Here is a 21353-nt window from a genome sequence, read left to right on the forward strand (position 1 = left end):
GAAGGGATCGAGCACATGCTGACGCCCGGGGGCACACTGGGCGGTCGCTACCGGCTGACCGAACGGATCGCCAGTGGCGGCATGGGCGACGTGTGGAAGGCGGAGGACACCGTCCTCGGCCGCGAGATCGCGGTGAAGATCCTGCAATCCGCGTTGTTGTCCGAGCCGGGTTTCGTCGAGCGGTTCCGCGCCGAGGCCCGGGTGATGGCCACGATCAACCATCCCGGCGTGGTCAAGGTGTACGACTACGGCGAGACCGACATCGACGGCGGCGGCCAGATCGCCTACCTGGTGATGGAGTACGTCGAGGGCGAGGCGCTGGCCACCACGCTGGCCCGGGTGGGCCGGCTCACCCCGGCCCGCACGATGGACCTGCTGGCGCAGGCCGGCGAGGCGCTGCAGGCGGCACACGAGCACGGCATCGTGCACCGCGACGTGAAGCCGGGCAACCTGCTGGTCCGCCCGGACGGGCGGCTGGTGCTCACCGACTTCGGCATTGCCCGCTCGGCGATGTCCGGCCAGCTCACCACCGCCGGTTCCATCCTCGGCACCGCGTCGTACGTGTCGCCCGAGCAGGCCACCGGCAACGGCAACATCACCGCCGCCTCGGACGTCTACTCGCTCGGCGTGGTCGGCTACCAGTGCCTGTCCGGGCACCGGCCGTTCGAGGGCGAGAACCCGATCCAGGTCGCGATGAAGCACATCCGGGACGTGCCACCGCCACTGCCCGCGGACGTACCGCAGGGCGCCCGCGAGGTGGTCGACCGGGCGATGGCGAAGGACGTCGCGGCCCGCTGGCCGAGCGCGTCGGCGATGGCGGACGCCGCCCGCCGGGTCGCGTCCGGCGCGCCGACCGCGTCGTTCGGCGCCGGCGCGGCGGCGGCCGGCGGCCCGCAGCACACCTCGGTGATGCCGGCCGGCGCACCGACCAGCGGCCCCGGTGGGTACGCACCGACCAGCGGTGCGGGCGGCTACTCGCGCGGCGCCGCGATGGTGCCGTCCGGGCCGCCGGCGAACACCGGCTACGAGCGCAGCGACGAGTACACCGGCGCCGCACCGCGCCGCGGTGGCAACGGCCGGGGCCTGCGGATCGCCGCGATCGTGCTCGCAGTGGTCGTCGTGCTCGGCGGCATCGGCGCCATCGCGTACGCGCTGACCAGCGGAAACGGTGACAACAACCGCGCCGATGGCAACCCGCCGACGTCACCCAGCGCGCAGGCCTCGAAGAGCAGCACGGTCGACTTCGACATGAACACGTGTCCGGGCAGGTCGTGGGACGAGGTCCAGCAGCAGCTGACCAAGAAGGGCCTCAACCCGATCCGCAAGGACAAGGCGAACTTCAAGGTGCCGGCCGGCACGGTGATCAGCTGCGTGCCGGCGCGCAACGACGGCCAGTCGCTGCGGGCCGGCGACAACGTCCTGGTCAACGTCTCCACCGGCGGCTTCGGGAACGGCAACGGGAACGGCAACGGAAACGGCGACGGGAACGGCGACAACGGCGGCAAGGACCAGATGCCGGGCATGCACCCGTCGTCGCCGGCCGGCACCACCGGATCGCCGTCGTCCGCGCCGACCACCCCGGACAGCAATCCGTCGCCCACCAACAGCGACACCGGCGGCGGGTCCGGCAACAACGGCGCGCTGGCCGGCCGCACCGGTGACACCGCAGGAGCGTTCGGCGTCGGGGAGGACTCCCCGTGACCGACGAGGAGCGGGTGCTCGGCAGTCGGTACGAGGTCGGTGAGCTCATCGGCTACGGCGGCATGGCCGAGGTACACAAGGGTCGCGACCTGCGGCTCGGTCGGGACGTGGCGATCAAGATGCTGCGCACCGACCTGGCCCGGGACCCCACCTTCCAGGCCCGGTTCCGGCGCGAGGCGCAGAACGCCGCGTCGCTGAACCACCCCGCCATCGTCGCCGTGTACGACACCGGCGAGGAGAAGGGCGCCGACGGCGAGGCGCTGCCGTACATCGTGATGGAGTTCGTCAGCGGACGGACCCTCAAGGAGGTGCTGACCGCCGAGGGGCCGCTGCCGCCGAAGTCCGCGCTGGAGATCACCGCGGACGCCTGCTCGGCGCTGGAGTTCAGCCACCGGCACGGCATCATCCACCGCGACATCAAGCCCGGCAACATCATGTTGACCGACGCCGGCCAGGTCAAGGTGATGGACTTCGGCATCGCCCGCGCGGTCGCCAGCACCACCACCACGATGACCCAGACCAGCGCCGTCATCGGCACCGCGCAGTACCTCTCGCCGGAGCAGGCGCGCGGCGAGACCGTCGACGCCCGCTCCGACGTGTACGCCACCGGTTGCGTGCTGTTCGAGCTGCTCACCGGCCAGCCGCCGTTCACCGGTGACAGCCCGGTCAGCGTCGCCTACCAGCACGTCCGGGAGGAGCCGAAGCCGCCGAGCCAGCGCAACCCGGACGTGCCGCCGGACGTCGACTCGGTGGTGCTGAAGGCGCTCGCGAAGAACCCGGCCAACCGGTACCAGAGCGCCGCGGAGATGCGCGCCGACATGCTGCGGGCGGCGAACGGGCGCCCGGTGCTGGCGACCCCGCCGCCACCGCAGGAGGGGCGTACCCAGGTGCTCGGGGCGGCGGGCGGTGCCGGCGGCGACACCGGTACCCAGCCGGCGGCCCGGGTGACCGACCCGGCCCGCCGCCGCCGAGCGGTGTGGGTGCTCGTCTCGCTCGCGCTGCTGGTGGTGCTCGGCGTCGCCGCGGTCGGTATCGGGCTCTACCTGTCCTCCGACCACAGCGCGAAGGCGGTGCTGCCGAACGTCAAGGGCAAGCCCACCGCGACCGCGATCAAGACGCTGAACACCGCCGGCTTCCGGCATGTCGAGCAGCGCACCGCGAAGTCGACGAAGGCGCAGCGGGGCAAGGTGATCGAGCAGGTGCCGACGCCCGAGGCGAAGAAGGAGATCCCGACCAGCACCCAGGTCACGCTGACCATCGGCAGCGGACCCAAGACGGTCAAGGTGCCGGACGTGACCGGGTTCACCCGGGAAGCGGCGAAGAGCACGCTCCAGCTGCAACACCTGAAAGCCCGGTTCACCGAAGTGGACAGCGACAGCCCGAAGGGTACGGTGGTCGACACCGATCCGGCGGCCGGCAGCGTGCAGGCGGTCGAGACCACGGTCACCGTGCACCTGTCGAAGGGCAACGAGACCAAGGTGCCGTCCGTTGTCGGGAAGATGCAGTCCGAGGCGGAGCAGCAGCTGGGCAACGCCGGCTTCAAGGTGAAGGTGCTGCCGGACAACGATTCGGACGCCAAGCAGGGCACCGTGACCAGCCAGACCCCGAACGGCGGCGACACCGCGATACGCGACTCGACGGTGACGATCACGGTGGCCACCGGCAAGTCGGCGTCGCCGAGCCCGACCGGTTCGGCATCCGCCAGCCCGAGCGAGACGCCGAGCCCGTCGCCCAGCGACACCCTCTTCCCGACCGGCGATCTTCCCGGTGGCGGCGGGGGCGGCTGACCGACCGCGGTCGGTGCGACTCGTCGCCGGGCGGCCTGCCGCCGGCAGGCCGGCCGGGTCAGCCGGCGGCGACGAGGCGGCGGCGCTCGACCTGCTCGGTGAGGGTGGGGGCGAGCGCCAGCGCCTCCGGGTGACCGCAGCCGGCCAGCCAGTTCGCCAGCATCAGGTGGCCGCCCTGGGTCAGCACCGACTCGGGGTGGAACTGCACGCCCTCGATCGCCAGCTCGCGGTGCCGCATCGCCATCACCACGCCGGACTCGGTGCGCCCGGTGACCAGCAGCTCCGGCGGCAGGGTCGACTCGGTCACCGCGAGCGAGTGGTACCGGGTGGCGGTGAACGGGTCGGGCAGCCCGGCGAGCACCCCGGCGCCGGTGTGGTGCACCTCGCTGGTCTTGCCGTGCAGCAGTTCGGGTGCCCGCGCCACGGTCGCGCCGTACGCCTCGGCGATGGCCTGGTGGCCGAGGCAGACGCCGAAGATCGGCAGACGGCCGGCCGCGGCCGTCACCAGCGGGACGCAGATGCCCGCGCGGTCCGGGGTGCCGGGGCCGGGCGACAGCAGCACGCCGGCGACGTCCAGGGCGAGCGCCTCGTCGACGGTCAGCTCGTCGTTGCGTCGCACCAGGCAGTCCACGCCGAGCTGGCCGAGGTATTGCACGAGGTTGAACACGAACGAGTCGTAGTTGTCCACGACCAGCACCCGGGTACCCATGGCAGGAAGTCTAGGTCGTGTCTCGACCGGCAGGACACGTCGCGGGCCTCGCCCGCTGGCCCAGCCGATCGCCCGACCCGGCGGTCCGGGCCTGGGCGGTCCTCCCGGTCCGGCTCAGTTGCCGGGGAGGTCGGAGCCGCCGCTGCGGTGCGGTGTCGGGCTCGGGGTACCGCTCCCGTGGCCGGCACCGTTGCCCTGGCCGGGGTCGTTGCCCGGGCCGGTGACCTGCACGTCGTTGAACGGCAGGATCGGGTCGATGGCCGGGAACACCAGGTACCAGAGCAGCGCGGCGGCACCGACCACCAGCACCAGGGTGCCGATCAGCTTCCCGGGCAGGCCGAACGGGAGCTTGCGCCAGATCCACCCGTACACGCCTCAGCCCCCCAGTTCCTTCGGCATGCCGTCCGAGGTGGGCATCTGGCGGACCAGCTTGCCGTGATAGATCAGCCGCTGGTAGTTGTCCCACCACGGGTTGCAGGTGGTGAGCGTGACCAGCGCCTTGGTCGGCTTGGCGCCCACCGGCTCACCCGGCACCGGGTTGACCACGTCGACCTGGTGCGGGTCGACGATCTGCTGCTGGTAGGTCTGGTAGACGAACCAGGTGGTGCGGGTCTGCACGATGATGTCGTCGCCGATGCGCAGCTTGTCGAAGTCGCGCGGGAAGATCGCGTCCTCCCGGTGGCCGGCGACGGCGAAGTTGCCGATCTGGCCGGGCATCGCCGAATCGGGGTAGTGACCGGGCGCGTTGCGGATGTCCTCCGGCGTCACGCCCTGCACCACGATCAGCTTGATGTCGAAGCGCGGGATGTACAGCCGGGCGAGCGCCTGGCCGGGCAGCGGCGGCGCGTCGTCCGCCTTCTTCGGCGGGTTCTGCCAGGCCCGTTGCAACTGCTGCTCGTACTTGTCCTGCTGCTTGTGGATGACGATCTGCTTGCCCCAGATCTCGTACCCGGCGAACAGCATCACGATCAGCCCGCAGGTGATGAGCACCTCGCCGATTCCGCGAACGGCCCGCCGCACCGGCCCGTCCACGTGCGGCGGTACCGCGGCGGCCGGCTCGGGCCGCCCGGCGCCGCGGCCCCGTCCCCGGGCCCGGTGCGACCGGATCTCCCTGGGGACGGCCGGCATGATGACCGTCTCGTCGTCGTCCGGGTGCCAGTCCCGGCCGCCCTCCGGCCCCCAGTAGCTCACGTGCCCTCCGCGGGATGATCGGCTCGCATCCGGTCCTACCGCGGCACCTGGGCATCGGACAGGGACGAGGACCCGTCGTACGCCGGCAGCCGCACGTCGTCGTCCCCCTTGACCTCGTACCCGAGACCCCAGTCCTTGGCCGCTGCGCGGAAGGCACGCACCCCCGGCGCGGCGTCCAGCGCCGCGTTCATCCGACCCCGGTCACCGATCGCGACGATCACGAACGGCGGCGAGAACACCTGGCCGGACAGCAGGAGCGTGTTGCCGACGCAGCGTACCGCGCTGGTCGAAATCACCCGGACGTTCATGATGGACATCGCCTCGGCGCCGCCGGCCCACAGCGCGTTGACCACCGACTGCACGTCCTGCTGGTGTACCACCACGTCGTCGGCGGTCGCCCCGCTGGGCAGCTGCCGGTCCGGCTGGCGCGGTGCGTCGTTGAGGGTGACGGTGAGCGCCGGGCCGTGCACCGCGGTCAGGCCGGCGCCGGCCTTGCTCGCCGCGGCGCGTTTCTGCTGCTCGCGGACCCGCGCGTCGGAACGGCCCTGCTGGCTGGTGTCCCTTTCCACCTCGGCGCGCAGCGCTGCGGCGCGCTTCTCGCTGCGTGCCACGTCCCGCTGGCGTTGCCGGATCGCGTCGCTGAGCTGCACCCGCCGGTCCTCCCGCAGCTGCGTGCCGCGGGCGGTACTGGCGGTGGTGGCGAACAGGAACCCGGCCGCAACGACGACGAGTGGCACGATGGCAGACCAACCGGGCTTACGGCCGGGACGGCGGCGCGGCAGCAGGAATTGGGCGAGCAACCCGGGGTTCCGGTCCGCGGGACTGGAATCCGCCACGCCTCCTCCTTGCGGTCTGCCCAACCTTGATTACGCTAGCGTCCGGACCCCTGTCAGGAGAGACCGTGCCTAAGTCGCGAGTACGTACCAAGAAGGTTTACACGCCGCCCGCGGATATGCGACCACAGGAGCGCACCGCCGCGGCGAAGAAGAAGCCCAGCCCGACCTGGGTGCCGATCACGGCACTGGTGCTCATCGTGGTCGGGATCGGCTGGCTGGTGACCTACTACCTGTCCGGTGGGCTCTTCCCGATCGGCACCTGGGGTTACTGGAACCTCGCGATCGGCTTCGCCGCGCTGGTGGCGAGCCTGGTCGTGCTGTCCCGGTGGCGTTGACCCGCACGGTCCGCGCTCTCCTGGCACTACCCCAGATCCGCACCGATCGCCTCATCAACAGAGTTATCCACACTGTGGATAACTCTGTTGGCACGTGCCGTGATGTGGTGTTCGTCGTCACTCCGTGCCCACCCCTCCCACGTCGTGCCTGCCGTCCCGTTTCCGACACCGGATCGCGTTGTGTCATTGATCACGCGACCCCGGCGGCGCGCCCGACCGGCGCCACGCGTTGACCCGGTCGATGGCCGGCCGACCAGCCGCTTACCGTCTAGGGGGCCGTGCGGGAGCCGCCCGATCGGCTCGACCGCTCGAGGCCCCGACAGTCGCCGAACCGGCGCCGGCCGGCACCGGTACCGCCCGTTGAGGAGAGACGATGACCGCTCCCGAGTCGCAGAAGAAGGAATGCCCCGACCTGACCAACGCGGTGTGGCACGGCTCCGACGAGGAGACGCCGAAGGGCGGCGGCCGCATCGAGGTGGCGTTCGTCGAGGACAAGATCTGCATGCGCAACGGCGAGGACCCGGACAGCCCGGTGCTGGTGTTCACCCAGGCGGAGTGGGACGCGTTCGTCGGCGGCGCCAAGGACGGCGAGTTCGACCTGCCGATGCAGTGACGCCGCCGGGCGGCACGACCGGCGCGACCCGACCGGCGGCTCGACCGGTGCGGTGGAGACCGCCGCTCGCCCGGCAGCTCAGGACGCGAGAAGCTCCAGCACGGTGGCGTTGGCCATGCCGCCGCCCTCGCACATCGTCTGCAGCCCGTACCGGTGGCCGCCGGCCCGCATCGCCCCGAGCAGCGTCGTCATCAGCCGCGCGCCGGAACCACCCAGCGGGTGCCCGAGCGCGATCGCGCCGCCACGCGGGTTGACCCGGTCCGGGTCGGCACCGGTGTCCTTCAACCAGGCCAGCGGCACCGGCGCGAACGCCTCGTTCACCTCGAACACGCCGATGTCGTCGATGCCGAGACCGGCCTTCGCCAGTACCTTCTCGGTGGCCGGCATCGGCGCGGTCAGCATCAGCACCGGATCGGCTGCGGCGAGCGCCGTCGCGTGCACCCGGGCGATCGGTGTCAGCCCCAGCTCGCGGGCCCGCTCGCTCGTGGTCACCAGCATCGCCGCGGAGCCGTCCGAGATCTGCGAGGCCGAGCCGGCGGTGACGACCCCGTCCGGCCGGAACGGGGTGGGCAGCTCGCCGAGCTTGGCCAGCGAGGTGTCCCGCCGGATGCCCTCGTCGGCATCGAACACGCCCCCCTCGATCGGCACCGGCACGATCTCGTCGGCGAACAGGCCGGCATCCTGCGCGGTGGCCGCCTTCTCGTGGCTGGCCAGCGCGTACTCGTCGAGCTGGGTGCGGCCGAACCCGTACCGCCGGGCGATCAGCTCGGCGCCGACGCCCTGGTTGAACGGCAGCGGCCCCGGCACGACACCCTCGACGCCGGCATAGCGGGCGAGCACCTGCGGTCCGAACGGCGTCCCGACGTCGTGGCCGACGGACGACCCCATCGGCACCCGGGTCATCGCCTCGACCCCGCCGGCGACCACCACGTCGCACTGGCCGCTGACCACCGCCGCCGCGGCGAAGTGCAGCGCCTGCTGGCTCGAACCGCACTGCCGGTCGATGCTGGTCCCCGGCACCGACTCGGGCCAACCGGCGGCGAGCACCGCGTTGCGGGCGATGTTCCAGGACTGCTCGCCGACCTGGCTGACGCAGCCCCACACCACGTCGTCCACCACCGCCGGATCGACGCCGGACCGCTCCTGCAGCGCGGTCAACACCCGCGCCGACAGATCGACCGGGTGCACCCCGGCCAGCGTGCCCTTGCGCCGCCCGACCGGCGTGCGTACCGCTTCGACGATGACCGCGTCGCGCATCTGTTACTCCCCGGTAGCCTTTGTCCGAAGCGTACTCCGGTCGCCGCCCGGCGCCGACCCGTGCCGGCAAGGATCCGGGGCGGGCATGGCCGCCCTCCGGCGCCGGCCGCTGGCCCGCGCGGCCCGGTGCCGGTGTGCCGGGCGGGGTGTGGCCGGCGTGCCGGGCGGGGTGTGGCCGGTGTGCCGGGCGGGGTGTGGCCGGCGTGCCGGGCGGCGGGCAGACTGGGCGAATGGACAGCGGAGCGGAGTCGTTCGGGCTGCGGCGCGCGGCGCCCGGCGAGCCGGCCGAGGACGGGACGGCACCGGACGATCCGTTCGCCACCTGGCCGGATCGGGTGTCGCCGGCCGAGCCGGACCAGCCGCCCGCCCCGGCCGGCGACCTCGCCCAGGACGGCGGACCGGACCGGCCGGCCGCCCCCGCCCCGGTACCGGATCGGGTGGAATGGCGAGTTCGACCGGCCGGCACGGTGTTGAAGGGCGTCGGGGCGGTGCTGTTCGCCGGCGCCGGGCTCTGGGCCGGTCAGACCGATCGGGTCGGCCTCGCGATCGGGATCGCCGGCGCCGTGGTGCTCGCCGCGCTGGCGCTGCGCGACCTCGTGCTGCCCGTCTCGCTGGCCGCCGACCCCGGCGGCGTGACCGTCCGCGGTGCCCTCGGCCGGCGCCGGATCGCCTGGTCGGACGTGGAGCGCATCCGGGTCGACCACCGGTCCCGCCGAGGCATCCGGTCCGAGCTGGTCGAGATCGACTGCGACACCGAGCTGCACCTGTTCAGCCGCACCCAGCTCGGCGGCGCCGACTGCGCCGAGGTGGTCCGCCAGCTCGACACGGTCCGCCCGGCCAACGAGCGCTGACCGGACAGCACACCTAGGCGCCCAGGAGTTGGGCCGTTCTGCCCACGGTGAGCAGGATCAGCACCAACAGCACCCCACCGAGGACGGCGATCTGGACCGGCGTCCGGGCCGACCTCGGCGCGTACGCCAGGCCGAGGCCGAGGACGCCGCCGGTGATCAGGCCGCCGATGTGCCCGACGATCGAGATGCCCGGCACCAGGAAGCTGAACACCAGGTTGATCACGATCAGCACGACCACGCTGGAGATCGACAGGTTCAGCTTGCGGTTGATGAAGAACATCGCCGCGAACAGGCCGAACACCGCGGTCGAGGCGCCGCCGGACAGCGTGTGGTCGGTGAACAGGTAGCAGGCGACGTTCCCGCCGATGCCGGCGATGAAGTAGAGGGCGACGAACCGCGCCGGGCCGAGCGCCCGCTCCAGGTAGCGGCCCAGGATCCACAGCACGTACATGTTCATCGCGATGTGCAGGATGCTGAAGTGCACGAACATCGCGGTGACGAGCCGGTAGTACTCGCCGTCCGCGATGGCCGGTGAATAGACGCCGAGCTTGACCTCCAGCCCGGTGGTGGCGCCGGCGAGGAAGCTGCCGCCGCTGCCGATCGCTGCGCCGAGGCCACCGCCGACCAGGATCAGCAGGTACACCAGGACGTTCGCGGCGATCAGGGCGATCGTGGCGTACCCGCGGTCGCCGGCCCGGTGGCTGCCACCGAACGCGCCCTGCGGCTGCCGGACGGTACGTTTGCCCTCGGCGACGCATTCCGGACACTGGAAACCGACCGAGGCGGCGTTCATGCAGTCCGGGCAGATCGGCCGGTTGCAACGGACACATCGGACGTACGTCTCCCGGCCCGGGTGCCGATAGCAGACCGGGACGGTCGGACTGCCGGTGGTCTGCGGTTCGGTCATCGAGCGCCTTTCCCTGCCTGCGGTACCTGCGCCGGGCCCGCGCGGGCCGGTGCCGGGGTATCAAGCATGCCGCACCGGGCGACCGAACCGCTCGGCCGCCCGGTGTGCGGCGGTACGGGTCTGGCCCGCGCCCGTTACTCCTGGGTGATGTCGATGCGCTCGATCACGATGTCCTCGACCGGCTTGTCCTGCGGGCCGGTCTTGGCGTTCGCGATCTGGTCCACGACCTGCTGCGACGCCGGGTCGTCGACGGCGCCGAAGATGGTGTGCTTGTTGTTCAGCCAGGTCGTCGGGGCGACGGTGATGAAGAACTGCGAGCCGTTGGTGTTCGGGCCCGAGTTCGCCATCGCCAGCAGGTACTTCCGGTTGAACTGCAGCTCCGGGTGGAACTCGTCGCCGAACTGGTAGCCGGGCCCGCCGAAGCCCTTGCCGAGCGGGTCGCCGCCCTGGATCATGAACCCGTCGATGACCCGGTGGAAGATCGTCCCGTTGTACAGCGGGCCCTGGCCCGGCTGGTTGGTCGCGGGGTCGGTCCACTCCTGCGAGCCGTCGGCGAGCCCGACGAAGTTCTTGACCGTCTTGGGCGCGTGGTTCGGGAACAGCTCGACCTTGATCGGGCCGGCGGTGGTCTGCAACGTCGCGTACAGCTTCTCAGCCATCTGAATCTCCTTGTGGTGCTGTCCGGGTGGCCCTGTCGCCCCGCGGAGGGCCACGGCGGTGGCCAATCACGCAATCGTCGCATGCTGTCGTTTGGCCGGTACGGGGGTAGGGGAACAGGGAGGATGGGCGGGTAGTACTCACGGGAGGTGGGACAAAGTGTCGCTGGGTCGTGCGGACAAGACACGTGCACAGCAGTTCGGAGACGAAGTGACGGACGGGCTCGGGCACCTGCGCTCGGCGGCTGTGATCGCCGCCGAGCGCGCGGCGGAAGCGGTGGCTCCGCGGGTCGACACGGCACGGGAGGCGCTCAGCCCCCGGGTCGACGCCGCCCGCGAGGTACTGGTGCCGCGGCTGGACGCGGCCCGGGGTGCCATGTCGCCGCGGGTCGAGGCGGCCCGCAGCGCGATGGGCAAGTCCTGGGACACCACAGTTCAGGCGATGGCGCCGGTGGTGACGGCGGCGGCGGAGAGCGCCCGTCGCTCCACCGAGGAGGCCCGCAGGGAGGCAGGTAAGAAGGCCGGCAAGGCCCGCAAGGAGGCCGGCAGGAAGCTCGGCAAGGCACGCAGCGAGGCCAAGCGCCGCGCCTCGGACACCAAGAAGGCGGTACGGGGCGAGCGGCGGCACCGTCGCTGGCCGTGGGTGGTGGGTGCGCTGGCACTCGGCATCGCCGCCGGTACGGTCGCGGCCGTCGTGTCCCGGCGTTCCAGCGCCAACTGGGACGAGTACGAGCCGGAGCACGAGTTCGCGGAGCCGAGCAGCGTGTTCGCCGAGGCGCGGGAACGCGCCACGGAGGCGGCGGACACCGCCAAGGACAAGGCGGCCGACGCCGTCGACAGCGCGAAGAGCAAGGTGTCGAACGCTACCGACACGGCCAAGAACGCTGCCGACACGATGCGCAGCAAGACGGCCGGCGCGACCGACGCCGCGAAGCAGAAGGCGAACAACGCGGCCACCGAGGCACGCAGCAACGGCCACAAGGCCTGACCGCTCCTACGCCGTCCGCACCGCTCCGCTCCCCTGCCGGGAGCGGAGCGGTGTCGCTTCTGGTGCCGGGGCGGCGGTGGCCGGAGCCGGCCGGAGCGGCGGGCATCCGGAACCGGCCGGCGGGATCGCGGCCGGCGGGATCGCGGCCGGCGGGATCGCTCGAAGCCAGCCGGCCGGGTGGCTCAGAGCCAGCCGGAGCGGCGGAAGATGCGGTACAGGCCGACGCAGACGCCGAGCATCAGCGCGACCGCGGCCGGATAGCTGAACATCCAGTGCAGCTCCGGCATGTGGTCGAAGTTCATCCCGTAGATGCCGGCGATCGCGGTGGGCACCGCCAGGATGGCGGCCCAGGCGGCGATCTTGCGCATGTCGTTGTTCATGTCGACCGACAGCTGCGCGAGCCGCGCCTGCAGGATCGAGTTGATCAGATCGTCGAACGTGACCACCTGCTCGACGGTGCGGGACAGGTGGTCGGCCACGTCCCGGATGTAGCGCCGGATCTCGCTCGGCACCCCCGGGATCCGGCCGCTGACCAGCGAGTTCAGCGGCCGGGCCAGCGGCACGACGGACCGCTTGAACTCGACCAGCTCCCGCTTGAGCTGGTAGATGCGCTGGATCCGGTCGTCGCCGGCCCGGCTGAACACGCTCTCCTCGACCTCGTCGATGTCGGTTTCCATCTCGGCCGCGACATCGAGGTAGAGGTCGACGACCCGGTCGACGACGGCGTGGAACACCGCCCACGGGCCCTGCACGAGCAGCTCTTCCTTGGTCTCCAGCTCCTGCCGGACCGGACTGAGCCGGCAGGCGTCGCCGTGCCGCACGGTGATCACGAAGTGCGGGCTGATGAACAGCATCACCGCGCCGGTCTCGACCACCTCGCTGGTCTCGGTCAGCTCGGCGTGCTCGACGTAGCGGGCGGTGCGGACCGCGACGAAGGTGATCTCGCCGTACCGCTCGACCTTGGGGCGCTGGTAGGACTTGACCGCGTCCTCGACGGCCAGCTCGTGCAGGTCGAAGGTCTGCGCGATGTCGGCGAACTCGTCCACGTCCGGCTCGTGCAGGCCGAGCCAGACGAACGCGTCGTCGCGCTCCCGGGCCGCGGCCAGCGCGTCCCGGTAGTCCCACTCACCGGGCTGGCGGACACCCGCGACGTACAGCCCGCAGTCGACGATGGAGCTGCGGGCCGGCCGGGACGGCGGACGGGGTGGGGTGACGCTGGTGCCGGTGCGGGGCAGGACCTTCGACACGGCGCGGACCGGAGCGCTGAACGCCCGACTCAGCCCACGACCGTTTCCTCGGTGCTGATATGCCATCGTCCGCCCCCTTTCCGCCTGCACGGCAGCGGCCGATGTCCGGGCACAGTGCTGCCGCGGGTCCTCCCAGTCTGATCGCCGAAAACGTCCGGCTCACGAACTCACAAGAAATGCCCAGGAGAGCGCGCACGCTCTCGGCGGGTCCGCAGGAAACTGTACTACCAGGGGCAGATCGCCGGCCCGCGCGGCGCCGAGTGGCCAGTCACCCGCCGGTGCTGGGCGGCAGGATACCTCGCGATCGGCGGGTGGGAGGGCCGCGGTGCGGGGCCGGAGCGTCGGCCGGGCGGCGGGACCCCGACATTGAGCGAGGCGCCGGGTGGGCCACCGGCTACGGGGGGTTCAGCCGGTGACTCCACCCGGCGCCTCCGGGGGCGGGGGTAAAGCCTTTATGCGCCACTCCGCAAGATGATGCTCACGGACGGCGGCCGACGCCAATCTAGGACGGCCTCGGCGGCCAGGGAACGCTTTGAAGTTGGCGGGTTTGCGCCATGTCACAAACGCGACGCGTCCGTGAGCGTCACCCTCCCACGATCTGGACGTTTGACAGTGGCTGTACCGACGACAACAGGGCGCACCCCGCAGCCGTCGGCCGACCACGGCCGCACGAGTTCGGGGCACGCCCTCACCGGGTCCTCGGCCGAGCCGGCCGGGAACGTCGTCAGCCCGCGTGCACCGCCTCGGCGAGCCGCCGCACGCCCTCGTCGATCTGGTCCGAGGTGACCGCCGAGTAGGCCAGCCGCAGCGCGTGCTCGCCGCCCTCCAGCAGGAAGTCGCTGCCCTTGACGACGGCGACACCACGCTCGGCGGCGGCCGGGGCCACCTTGCTCACGTCCACGCTGTCCGGGAACTCGACCCAGAGGAAGTAGCCGCCGTCCGGGACCGTGAACCGCGCCTCCGGCAGGTACTTGCGCAGCGCGTCGGCCAGCAGGTTCACCCGCTCGGACAGCGCCGCCCGGACGGTCTTGATGGACGCGTCGATGGCGCCCGAGGTGGCGAACTGGTAGACGATGCCCTGCGCCACCATGCTGGGCGAGATGTAGGTGTTGGTGGCCGCCTTGGCGATCTTCGCGATCGTCGCCGCCGGCCCGACCAGGTAGCCGACCCGCAGCCCCGGGCAGACGGTCTTGGTGAACGAGGACGCGTACACGACGCGGTCGTCGCGATCGAGTTCCCGCATCGTGGGCAGTGGATCACCGGCGAACCGGATGTCCAGATAAGGGTCGTCCTCGAAGATCGTGAAGTCGTACTCGCGGGCCAGCTCCAGCAGCCGCTCCCGGCGCGACACGGACAGCGTGACGCCGGCCGGGTTCTGGAAGTTCGGGATGATGTGCGCGAGGACCGGCCGCAGCCCGCCGGCGAGCAGCCCGGCCAGCTCCTCGACGTCGATGCCGTCGTCGTCGACCGTCACCGGGTGCAGCTTCCCGTGCCGGTTGCGCAGCCCGAGCAGCGTCCGGTCGTAGGTCGGTCGCTCCACCACCACGTCGCTGTCCGGCTTGACCAGCAGGTCGAACAGGAACGCGTCGGCCTGCAGCGAGCCGTTGGTGACCAGCACCTGCTCCGGGGCGACGCCGTGCTTGTCGGCGATCCATTTGCGCAGCGGCAGGTAACCGACGGAGGTCCCGTACGCCGTGAGGCCGCCGGGATCGCTGTCGAAGGCTCGGACCGCTGCCTGCTTCAGGCCCTCGACATCCACGATGTCCAGGGACGGGGCTCCACGTGCGAACGAAATCGTGTCGGCCATGCGGACAAGGTTAGGCGCCCGGTCACCGGCCGCAACGCACGGCCTGGTTGCCGCTCAGCATCCGGATCGCCGCCCATCGGGGCAGGTCGATGCGGCGGTGGTACGCCGCGCGGCGCTGCCCGGGTTCGGCCGGGGCGGCCGGCGGGCCGTAGTCTCGGGTGCCGTGAGCGAGCTGCGCGCGGTGCTGGAGTCGGGGCTGCCGGACGAGTCCGGGCCGGGGGTGTACCCGTCGGCGGTGGCGCTGGTGCTCCGCGATGGCGAGGTGGTCGGCCGGGCCGCCGTCGGCGAGGCGGTGCGGTACGCGGGGCGGGACTTCTCGCTGCTACCGCCGGAGCGTCGGATTCCGGCCCGGTTCGACACGCTGTACGACATCGCCTCGATCACCAAGATGTTCACCGCGGTGGTGGTCCTCGGGCTCGTCGAGGAGGGCCTGCTCGACCTGGACGAGCCGGTCGGCCGGTGGTTCGCCGAGTACCGCACCGGCAGCAAGCGGCGCACCACGCTGCGGATGCTGCTCACCCACGTGGGCGGCTACCGGCCCGGTCGGCCGGTGTGGCGGGAGGCCGACTTCATCGGCGCCCGCCGGCAGCTGCTGCTCGACGCCGAACCGGTCCGCGAGCCGGGCACCGCGTTCGCGTACTCCGACATCGGCTACCAGACCGCCGGGTTCCTGGCCGAGCTGGTCACCGGGCGCCGGCTGGAGGCGCTGGTCGCGGAGCGGATCCTCGGGCCGCTCGGGCTGAGGCAGACCGGGTTCAACCCGTCGGTGGCGCTGCTGCCGCGGATCGCCGCCGCCGAGGAACGCGACGATCTCGCCACCGGAATCATCCACGGCCGGGTGCACGACGAGAACGCGTACGGGCTGGGTGGCGTCGCCGGGCACGCCGGCCTGTTCGCCACCGCCGCCGACCTGGCCCGGTTCGGCGAACTGCTGCGGCAGGACGGCACGCTCGACGGGGTGACGGTGCTCAAGCCGGAGAGCGTGGCGCAGTTGCGCACCGACCAGCTGCCGGCGACCGTGGCGAACCGGTACCGGCAGGGCATCGGCGCCCGGATCGGCGACGACAACTTCATGGCGCCGCTGCCCGGTTCGTTCGGGCACACCGGCTTCACCGGCACCTCGCTGGTCGTCGACCAGGCGCGGCGGCTGACGGTGGTGTTGCTCACCAACCGGGTGCACCCGACGCGGGAGACCGACGTCAACCCGACCCGGCACGCGGTCTCCGCCTGGGCCGCCGCACTCTGACGCCGGCTGCGCCGCCGCGCTCTGACACCGGCTGGGCCGCCGTGCTCTGACACCGGCATCGGGCCGGAGCGACCCGGGCTGTGTGGCTCCCTTTGCTCTGCGCACAAATATGCACCACCGGGCAGGTGGTGGCCGTCGGGTAGGCAGAGCCGCGGTGCGCTCAGGTAGGCAGAGCCGCGGTGCGCTCAGGTAGGCAGAGCCGCGGTGCGCTCAGGTAGGCAGAGCCGCGGTGCGCTCAGGTAGGCAGAGCCGCGGTGCGCTCAGGTAGGCAGAGCCGCGGTGCGCTCAGATAGGCAGAGCCGCGGTGCGCTCAGATAGGCAGAGCCGCGGTGCGCTCAGGTAGGCAGAGCAAAGGACCCTGATGAGGGCTACCCGCCGGGCGACGGGCAGCCGGCCTGTGGCCGGAAACTCGTAGCGGCGGCGGAGCGCACTCTGTTAGTACCTGTAACGTGCTCACCCCTTACCGTCGCATCCTCGCCACCCCGCACCTGCCGCTGTTGCTGGCGGTGTCGCTGCTGGCCCGGCTGTACGCGACGGGGATGGCACTGGCGATCACGTTCCTCGTCGCCGGCTGGACCGGCTCGTACACGCTGGCCGGCGTCGTGACGTCCGCGCTGATCATCGGCAGCGGCATCGGTGGGCCGCTGCGCGGCCGGTCGGTGGACCGCAAACCGGCGCCACGGCTGCTCGTCCTGACCAGCCTCGGGTACGCCGCGGGCATCGGGCTGATGGCGGCGCTGCCGCCGGCGTGGTGGCCGGTGGCGCCGGTACTGGCGTTCCTGGCCGGGTTGTCCCAGCCGCCCGCCGGGCAGGTGGCGCGGTCGGTGTGGTCCCGGCTGCCGGACGCCGCCGCCCGGGAGGCCAGCTACGCGGCCGAGGCGACGCTGCAGGAGCTGCTGTTCGTGGTCGGGCCGATGCTCGCGGCGCTGCTGGTCGCGCTGGTCAGCGCGCGCGCCGCGGTGGCCGCCTGCGCGGTACTGGCGCTGCTCGGCTCGGCCGGCTTCGCGCTGGTGGTGCACCGCTCCGGGCTGCAGACCCGGCCACCGGCGGCCCGGTCGGAGCCGACTCGGCGCGAGTCGCCGTTCGCGGTCCTCCGCTCGCCCGGCCTGGTGTCGGTGCTGGTGGTGATGGCGCTGCTGGTGGGTGCGCTGACGGCCGGCGACATGGTGGTGGTGGCGTGGGCCCGGGATCGCGGCACCCCGTCGCTGGCCGGGGTGCTCGGCGCGGTCTGGGCGGTCGGGTCCGGCGTCGGCGGGCTGTTCCTCGCCGGGCGCGGCGGGCAGCGGCTGCCGCTGCGGGTCGGGCTGGTCACCGCCGGCCTGGTGCTGCTCGCCCTGGTACTTCCCCCGGTGCTGTCGCACCCGTCGCCGGTGCTGGTGGCGGCGGTGCTGCTGATCGGCGGTACCGCCATCGCGCCGGCGATCGCGGCCAGCAACTCACGGCTCGGTGCGCTCGCCCCGGACGACCGGCGCGGCGAGGCGTTCGGCTGGATGACCACCGCGACCACCGCCGGCGGCGCGGTGATGTCACCGGTCATCGGCGCGCTGCTGGATCACCTCGGCCCGGCCGCCGCCGCCGGGTTCGGCGGCCTGGTCGTGCTGCTCGGTACCGTGCTGGCCCGCCGCGTCCCGCACCCTCCACCGCCCACCCTGACCCCCGCCTCCCCGGCGGCCCCCGAACCGGCCCCGGGCCTCCCGGTTGATCATGGCGTTATCCGTAAGGCAAGCGCCTTGGTGTCAAGGGGTGAGTGCAACGGTGGTGTCGCCGTTGTTGCTGGCGAGTAGTTGGGTGAGTCGTTCGGCGGGGGTGTGGAAGTCGAGGGTTTCGCGGGGCCGGTCGTTGAGTTCGGCGGCCACGATGTCCAGGCCGTGTTGGTCGATGGTGGTGAAGTCGTATCGGCCTTTCGGGAAGTACTGGCGCAGCAGCCCGTTGGTGTTTTCGTTGCTGCCGCGTTGCCAGGGGTGGTGCGGGTCGCAGAAGAACACTGGGCAGCCGGTCGCGAGGGTGAACTGGGCGTGTTCGGACAACTCCGAGCCTTGGTCCCAGGTGATCGATTGGGCCAGAGCGGCCGGTAGCCGGGCCATCAGGGTCCGAAGCACGGTGATGACCTCGGGGCTGGAGCGATCGACGGGCAGCGCTCCGAGCATGGTGTAGCGGGTGGTGCGCTCGACCAGGGTCACGATCGCGGAGCGGCCGCCGGCGCCGATGACCAGATCGCCTTCCCAGTGGCCGGGCACGGCCCGGTCACTGGCCTGCGCGGGGCGGGCGCTGATGTGGACCTGTTCGCTGACCCAGGGTTTAGCGCGCAACGCGGCCCGCGCGGCGGTGGCCGCGCGAGACTGGCGTCGTCGTTGCCGCCGGCCCGAGCGCAGCGCGTCGTCGACCAACTCCCGCAGACTGCCGCGGGCCTGGAGGTAGATCGCTTGGTAGATGGTTTCAGCGCACACCCGTAAGTCTGGCCGGTCAGCGAAATCGATGACCAGCCGCCGGCTGATCTGACGCGGTGACCAGCGCCGGGCCAGCCCGTCTACCACCAACTCCCGCAGCACCCGGTTGGCCCACAACAGCCGCGGTTTCGGCCGGCGGCGGGCCTGCCCGGCCCGCCGCTGCGCCCAATCGGCCCGATACCCCCACCGGTAGTTCCCCCGCCGACCTGGCGGCAACCAGCCGCCCCGCGGGTTTTTGGTGCCATGCCGCGCCGAGTGATACCGGCTGATCTCCCGCGAGATCGTCGAGACCGCCACATCCAACATCCCCGCGATCTGACTGATCGAGGCACCAGCACCCCAGTGATACTCAATCAACCGCCGATGCGACAAACCCAACACGCCAGCAGCAGCCACCACACACCCCCAGCACCCCGTTGTTGCACTGAACGCTAGAGACCGCCCGCTTACCGAACCGGATAACGCCATGATCAACCACGCTGGCGGGGGCGGGGGTGGTCGTGGGGTCAGCGGAGGTTGAGGGCGGCGAGCAGGTGCGGGAGGGCGCGGGCGCCGAGCGCCGCGTCGGCCGCCGGATCCCCGCCGTACCGGAAGGTCTCCGACGGCGCCGGTTCCGGCTCGCCGGGCAGGTACGGGCGGTGTCCCGCGGTGTCCGAGTCGAGCACGGTGATCCGGCCGCCGGCCGCCCGGCGCCGCGCCGCGAGCTGGTGGGCGAACTCGGTGGACTGCCACATCTCGTCGTCGGCGCCAGCCAGCAGCACGATCTCGCCGCGGATCCGCTCCACCGGGATGGCGGCGGCCGCCGCCTCGGCCGGGTGGGCGGCGATGCTCCGCTCGTACATCGGGCGGCACGCCACCGGTGACTCCGGGTCCGGCCCGGAGTCGTCGTACGGCACGAACGGCAGCGGCTCGCCGCGCCAGGTCCAGGACGACCGGTACGGCTTCGTCACCCCGTCGCGGCCCGGACCGACGTTCGCCCACACCACCGAGGTCGGCGAGACCCCGACGGCGAGATCGAGCCGGTCGTCCCGGACCGCGGTCAGCAGCGTCGCCTCGGCACCCTTCGACACACCCATCATGCCGAGCCTCGCCGGCTCGTACCGGCACAGCGCGTCGAGGGCGGCGGTGAACGTCTCCAGCGGTACCTCGCAGATGCCGGGCGGCTGGCCGGGACCGCCGAACCAGCGAATCGACGCGGCGACCGCGCCGTGTTCGGCGAACACCCGGGCCCGCTGCGCATCGAGCCGGCCGCTGGAACCGGCCACCACCAGCATCGCTGCCCGCGGCGGCTCGTCCGGCAGCCACAGCACCCCGGAGAGTTCGCCGGGCAGCGCCTGTTCGGTCGGCATCGCATCCCACCTCCCCCTCGATCATCCCAGCGGCCGGGCCGGACGTATCCGGTACCCGTCCGGCACTTCGGGCGTAGGTTCTGGCGTGGCGGCCGGCGCACCCGCCGGCCGCGCCCTGCACAGACGACGATCCCGAGAGGAGGCGGCATGACGACGAGCCGACCGCGGCCGCCGGTGCCGTACGACTTCCTGCCGCCGGTGCCGTCGTTCTCGGTGTCCAGCACGGACATCGCGGACGGCCAGGTGTTGCCGCAGGCGCACGTCGAGGACGCGGCGGGCAGCGTCTCGCCCCAGCTGTCCTGGACCGGCGCCCCGGCGGGTACCCGCAGCTACGCGGTGACCTGCTTCGACCCGGACGCGCCGACCGGCTCCGGATTCTGGCACTGGGTGCTGTTCGACATCCCGGCCGACGTGACCGAGCTACCCACCGGCGCCGGTTCCGGCGACTTCACCGGCCTGCCAGCGGGCGCCAAGCACGGCCGCAACGACTACGGCCAGTCGGCGTTCGGCGGCGCCGCACCGCCGCCGGGACACGGCCCGCACCGGTACATCTTCGCGGTGCACGCGCTCGACGTGCCGACGCTCGGGCCGGACGACGGGGCGCCACCCGCGTACGTGGGGTTCAACATGTTCGGTCACACGCTGGGCCGGGCGCTGCTGACCGCCAGCTACGAGAACCGGGGCTGATGGGCACGACCCGGGGGTTTCCCCGGATGCGGCCGGCGGGCGTCGCCGGGACGATGGCGGCGTGACCGCTTCGACCGCGACGACGCCGAACCGGGTCCGTGGCCGCGCCGGCACCCTGCTGGTGGCGGCGCTGGCCGGCCTGCTGCTCGGCGCCGTCGACCTGGCCGGACAGCTGCTGCTGCCGTACCCGTGGGCGAACCTGGCGAACTCGCCGGCGGTGTGGGCCGCCGCCGCGTTCGCCCTGGGCGCCTGGGTGCGGGGCGGCCCGACCCGGGCGGTACCGGCCGGCATCGTGCTGCTGCTGGTCGCGGTCGAGGGGTACTACGTCGCGGCGACCCTGGTGCTCGGCGACGACCTGGCCAACCTGTGGTCGCCGGCCACCGTGGTCTGGTTGGCCGCGGCCGTGCTGGCCGGTCTGGTGTTCGGGCCGGCCGGCGCCGCGTGGCGGGCGGACCGGTGGTGGCCGGCGACGGTCGCGGTGGCGCTGCTGGGCGCCGTGTTCGTCGCCGAGGCCGGCCGCGAGTTCCGCGCCGGGCACGTGCCGACCGGCACGATGCTGACCGTGCTCGGCCTGGCACTGGTGCTGCTGCTGGGCCGATCGGCACGACAACGCCTGGTGGCGCTGGCCGTGCTGGTTCCGATCGCCGCGCTCGGCGCGGCGGCCTACCTCGCCGCCGACCTGGCCACCGGCTGACCGGCCCGCGGCGCCGCGGCCGGGGTGCGGACCGGCCGAGGTCGC

The 21353-nt window shown here is 72.4% G+C and carries 21 protein-coding genes; 10 read left to right on the forward strand and 11 right to left on the reverse strand.

Annotated elements, in window-relative coordinates; translation table 11 throughout:
- Window positions 1–15: 15 nt before the first annotated feature.
- The gene (locus tag Athai_RS35430; RefSeq protein WP_203964782.1) at window positions 16–1701 is read left to right on the forward strand and encodes a serine/threonine-protein kinase; all 1686 of its coding nucleotides are present in this window, start codon (window positions 16–18) and stop codon (window positions 1699–1701) included.
- The gene (gene pknB, locus Athai_RS31115; RefSeq protein ID WP_203964783.1) at window positions 1698–3488 is read left to right on the forward strand and encodes a Stk1 family PASTA domain-containing Ser/Thr kinase; all 1791 of its coding nucleotides are present in this window, start codon (window positions 1698–1700) and stop codon (window positions 3486–3488) included. The genes Athai_RS35430 and pknB overlap by 4 nt, the downstream gene beginning before the upstream one ends.
- Window positions 3489–3546: 58 nt before the next feature.
- Here pknB and Athai_RS31120 read toward each other — a convergent pair whose 3' ends face one another.
- From Athai_RS31120 to Athai_RS31135, 4 genes are all read right to left on the reverse strand, one after another.
- Window positions 3547–4197, reverse strand: a complete 651-nt coding sequence (locus Athai_RS31120) for an aminodeoxychorismate/anthranilate synthase component II (RefSeq protein ID WP_203964784.1) — start codon at window positions 4195–4197, stop codon at window positions 3547–3549.
- A 114-nt stretch (window positions 4198–4311) separates the two neighbouring features.
- Window positions 4312–4569, reverse strand: a complete 258-nt coding sequence (locus Athai_RS31125; RefSeq protein WP_203966791.1) for a hypothetical protein — start codon at window positions 4567–4569, stop codon at window positions 4312–4314.
- Window positions 4570–4572: 3 nt separating this feature from the next.
- Window positions 4573–5388, reverse strand: coding sequence for a class E sortase (locus tag Athai_RS31130; RefSeq protein WP_239157283.1), 816 nt, complete (start codon window positions 5386–5388; stop codon window positions 4573–4575).
- 35 nt (window positions 5389–5423) lie between these two features.
- Window positions 5424–6224, reverse strand: a complete 801-nt coding sequence (locus Athai_RS31135) for a DUF881 domain-containing protein (RefSeq protein ID WP_203964785.1) — start codon at window positions 6222–6224, stop codon at window positions 5424–5426.
- A gap of 65 nt (window positions 6225–6289) precedes the next feature.
- Between Athai_RS31135 and Athai_RS31140 the strand changes: the two genes are divergently transcribed.
- Window positions 6290–6559: a cell division protein CrgA gene (locus Athai_RS31140; RefSeq protein ID WP_203964786.1), complete on the forward strand. Its 270-nt coding sequence runs from the start codon at window positions 6290–6292 to the stop codon at window positions 6557–6559.
- A 373-nt stretch (window positions 6560–6932) separates the two neighbouring features.
- On the forward strand, window positions 6933–7172 hold the full coding sequence (locus Athai_RS31145; RefSeq protein WP_203964787.1) for a DUF397 domain-containing protein: 240 nt from the start codon (window positions 6933–6935) through the stop codon (window positions 7170–7172).
- Window positions 7173–7250: 78 nt separating this feature from the next.
- On the opposite strand, the gene Athai_RS31150 is transcribed toward Athai_RS31145, so the two are convergent.
- Window positions 7251–8429, reverse strand: a complete 1179-nt coding sequence (locus Athai_RS31150) for a thiolase family protein (protein ID WP_203964788.1) — start codon at window positions 8427–8429, stop codon at window positions 7251–7253.
- A gap of 230 nt (window positions 8430–8659) precedes the next feature.
- Here Athai_RS31150 and Athai_RS31155 point away from each other — a divergent pair, with 230 nt between their 5' ends.
- The gene (locus Athai_RS31155) at window positions 8660–9280 is read left to right on the forward strand and encodes a PH domain-containing protein (protein ID WP_203964789.1); all 621 of its coding nucleotides are present in this window, start codon (window positions 8660–8662) and stop codon (window positions 9278–9280) included.
- A gap of 13 nt (window positions 9281–9293) precedes the next feature.
- On the opposite strand, the gene Athai_RS31160 is transcribed toward Athai_RS31155, so the two are convergent.
- Both Athai_RS31160 and Athai_RS31165 read right to left on the reverse strand, forming a co-directional pair.
- The gene (locus tag Athai_RS31160; RefSeq protein WP_203964790.1) at window positions 9294–10187 is read right to left on the reverse strand and encodes a rhomboid family intramembrane serine protease; all 894 of its coding nucleotides are present in this window, start codon (window positions 10185–10187) and stop codon (window positions 9294–9296) included.
- A 134-nt stretch (window positions 10188–10321) separates the two neighbouring features.
- Entirely contained in the window at window positions 10322–10846 is a 525-nt protein-coding gene (locus tag Athai_RS31165) for a peptidylprolyl isomerase (RefSeq protein ID WP_203964791.1), read from the reverse strand.
- Between the two features lie 208 nt (window positions 10847–11054).
- Between Athai_RS31165 and Athai_RS31170 the strand changes: the two genes are divergently transcribed.
- Window positions 11055–11831, forward strand: coding sequence for a hypothetical protein (locus Athai_RS31170; RefSeq protein WP_203964792.1), 777 nt, complete (start codon window positions 11055–11057; stop codon window positions 11829–11831).
- A 182-nt stretch (window positions 11832–12013) separates the two neighbouring features.
- Here the strand turns inward: Athai_RS31170 and corA are convergent, their stop codons facing one another.
- The gene (corA, locus tag Athai_RS31175) at window positions 12014–13144 is read right to left on the reverse strand and encodes a magnesium/cobalt transporter CorA (RefSeq protein WP_203964793.1); all 1131 of its coding nucleotides are present in this window, start codon (window positions 13142–13144) and stop codon (window positions 12014–12016) included.
- A 658-nt stretch (window positions 13145–13802) separates the two neighbouring features.
- Window positions 13803–14885: an aminotransferase-like domain-containing protein gene (locus Athai_RS31180; protein ID WP_203964794.1), complete on the reverse strand. Its 1083-nt coding sequence runs from the start codon at window positions 14883–14885 to the stop codon at window positions 13803–13805.
- A gap of 163 nt (window positions 14886–15048) precedes the next feature.
- Here Athai_RS31180 and Athai_RS31185 point away from each other — a divergent pair, with 163 nt between their 5' ends.
- Entirely contained in the window at window positions 15049–16131 is a 1083-nt protein-coding gene (locus tag Athai_RS31185; RefSeq protein ID WP_203964795.1) for a serine hydrolase domain-containing protein, read from the forward strand.
- A 449-nt stretch (window positions 16132–16580) separates the two neighbouring features.
- The gene (locus Athai_RS31190; protein ID WP_203964796.1) at window positions 16581–17915 is read left to right on the forward strand and encodes an MFS transporter; all 1335 of its coding nucleotides are present in this window, start codon (window positions 16581–16583) and stop codon (window positions 17913–17915) included.
- Here Athai_RS31190 and Athai_RS31195 read toward each other — a convergent pair.
- On the reverse strand, window positions 17868–18974 hold the full coding sequence (locus Athai_RS31195; protein ID WP_344319566.1) for an IS30 family transposase: 1107 nt from the start codon (window positions 18972–18974) through the stop codon (window positions 17868–17870). The genes Athai_RS31190 and Athai_RS31195 overlap by 48 nt on opposite strands.
- 110 nt (window positions 18975–19084) lie before the next feature.
- The gene (locus Athai_RS31200; protein WP_203964798.1) at window positions 19085–19927 is read right to left on the reverse strand and encodes an acyl-CoA thioester hydrolase/BAAT C-terminal domain-containing protein; all 843 of its coding nucleotides are present in this window, start codon (window positions 19925–19927) and stop codon (window positions 19085–19087) included.
- Window positions 19928–20074: 147 nt separating this feature from the next.
- On the opposite strand from Athai_RS31200, the gene Athai_RS31205 reads away from it, so the two are divergent.
- The gene (locus Athai_RS31205) at window positions 20075–20614 is read left to right on the forward strand and encodes a YbhB/YbcL family Raf kinase inhibitor-like protein (protein ID WP_203964799.1); all 540 of its coding nucleotides are present in this window, start codon (window positions 20075–20077) and stop codon (window positions 20612–20614) included.
- 61 nt (window positions 20615–20675) lie between these two features.
- Window positions 20676–21308, forward strand: a complete 633-nt coding sequence (locus tag Athai_RS31210) for a DUF6518 family protein (protein ID WP_239157284.1) — start codon at window positions 20676–20678, stop codon at window positions 21306–21308.
- Window positions 21309–21353: the final 45 nt, after the last annotated feature.

It is taken from the genome of Actinocatenispora thailandica, assembly GCF_016865425.1.
Lineage (GTDB): Bacteria > Actinomycetota > Actinomycetes > Mycobacteriales > Micromonosporaceae > Actinocatenispora > Actinocatenispora thailandica.

Bases quoted from the DNA above. Each gene is read 5' to 3' on its own strand.
- Athai_RS35430 (WP_203964782.1), top strand. From the start codon at position 16: ATGCTGACGCCCGGGGGCACACTGGGCGGTCGCTACCGGCTGACCGAA.
- Athai_RS31120 (WP_203964784.1), bottom strand. From the start codon at position 4,197: ATGGGTACCCGGGTGCTGGTCGTGGACAACTACGACTCGTTCGTGTTC.
- Athai_RS31145 (WP_203964787.1), top strand. From the start codon at position 6,933: ATGACCGCTCCCGAGTCGCAGAAGAAGGAATGCCCCGACCTGACCAAC.
- Athai_RS31150 (WP_203964788.1), bottom strand. From the start codon at position 8,429: ATGCGCGACGCGGTCATCGTCGAAGCGGTACGCACGCCGGTCGGGCGG.
- Athai_RS31155 (WP_203964789.1), top strand. From the start codon at position 8,660: ATGGACAGCGGAGCGGAGTCGTTCGGGCTGCGGCGCGCGGCGCCCGGC.
- Athai_RS31160 (WP_203964790.1), bottom strand. From the start codon at position 10,187: ATGACCGAACCGCAGACCACCGGCAGTCCGACCGTCCCGGTCTGCTAT.
- Athai_RS31165 (WP_203964791.1), bottom strand. From the start codon at position 10,846: ATGGCTGAGAAGCTGTACGCGACGTTGCAGACCACCGCCGGCCCGATC.
- corA (WP_203964793.1), bottom strand. From the start codon at position 13,144: ATGGCATATCAGCACCGAGGAAACGGTCGTGGGCTGAGTCGGGCGTTC.
- Athai_RS31180 (WP_203964794.1), bottom strand. From the start codon at position 14,885: ATGGCCGACACGATTTCGTTCGCACGTGGAGCCCCGTCCCTGGACATC.
- Athai_RS31200 (WP_203964798.1), bottom strand. From the start codon at position 19,927: ATGCCGACCGAACAGGCGCTGCCCGGCGAACTCTCCGGGGTGCTGTGG.
- Athai_RS31205 (WP_203964799.1), top strand. From the start codon at position 20,075: ATGACGACGAGCCGACCGCGGCCGCCGGTGCCGTACGACTTCCTGCCG.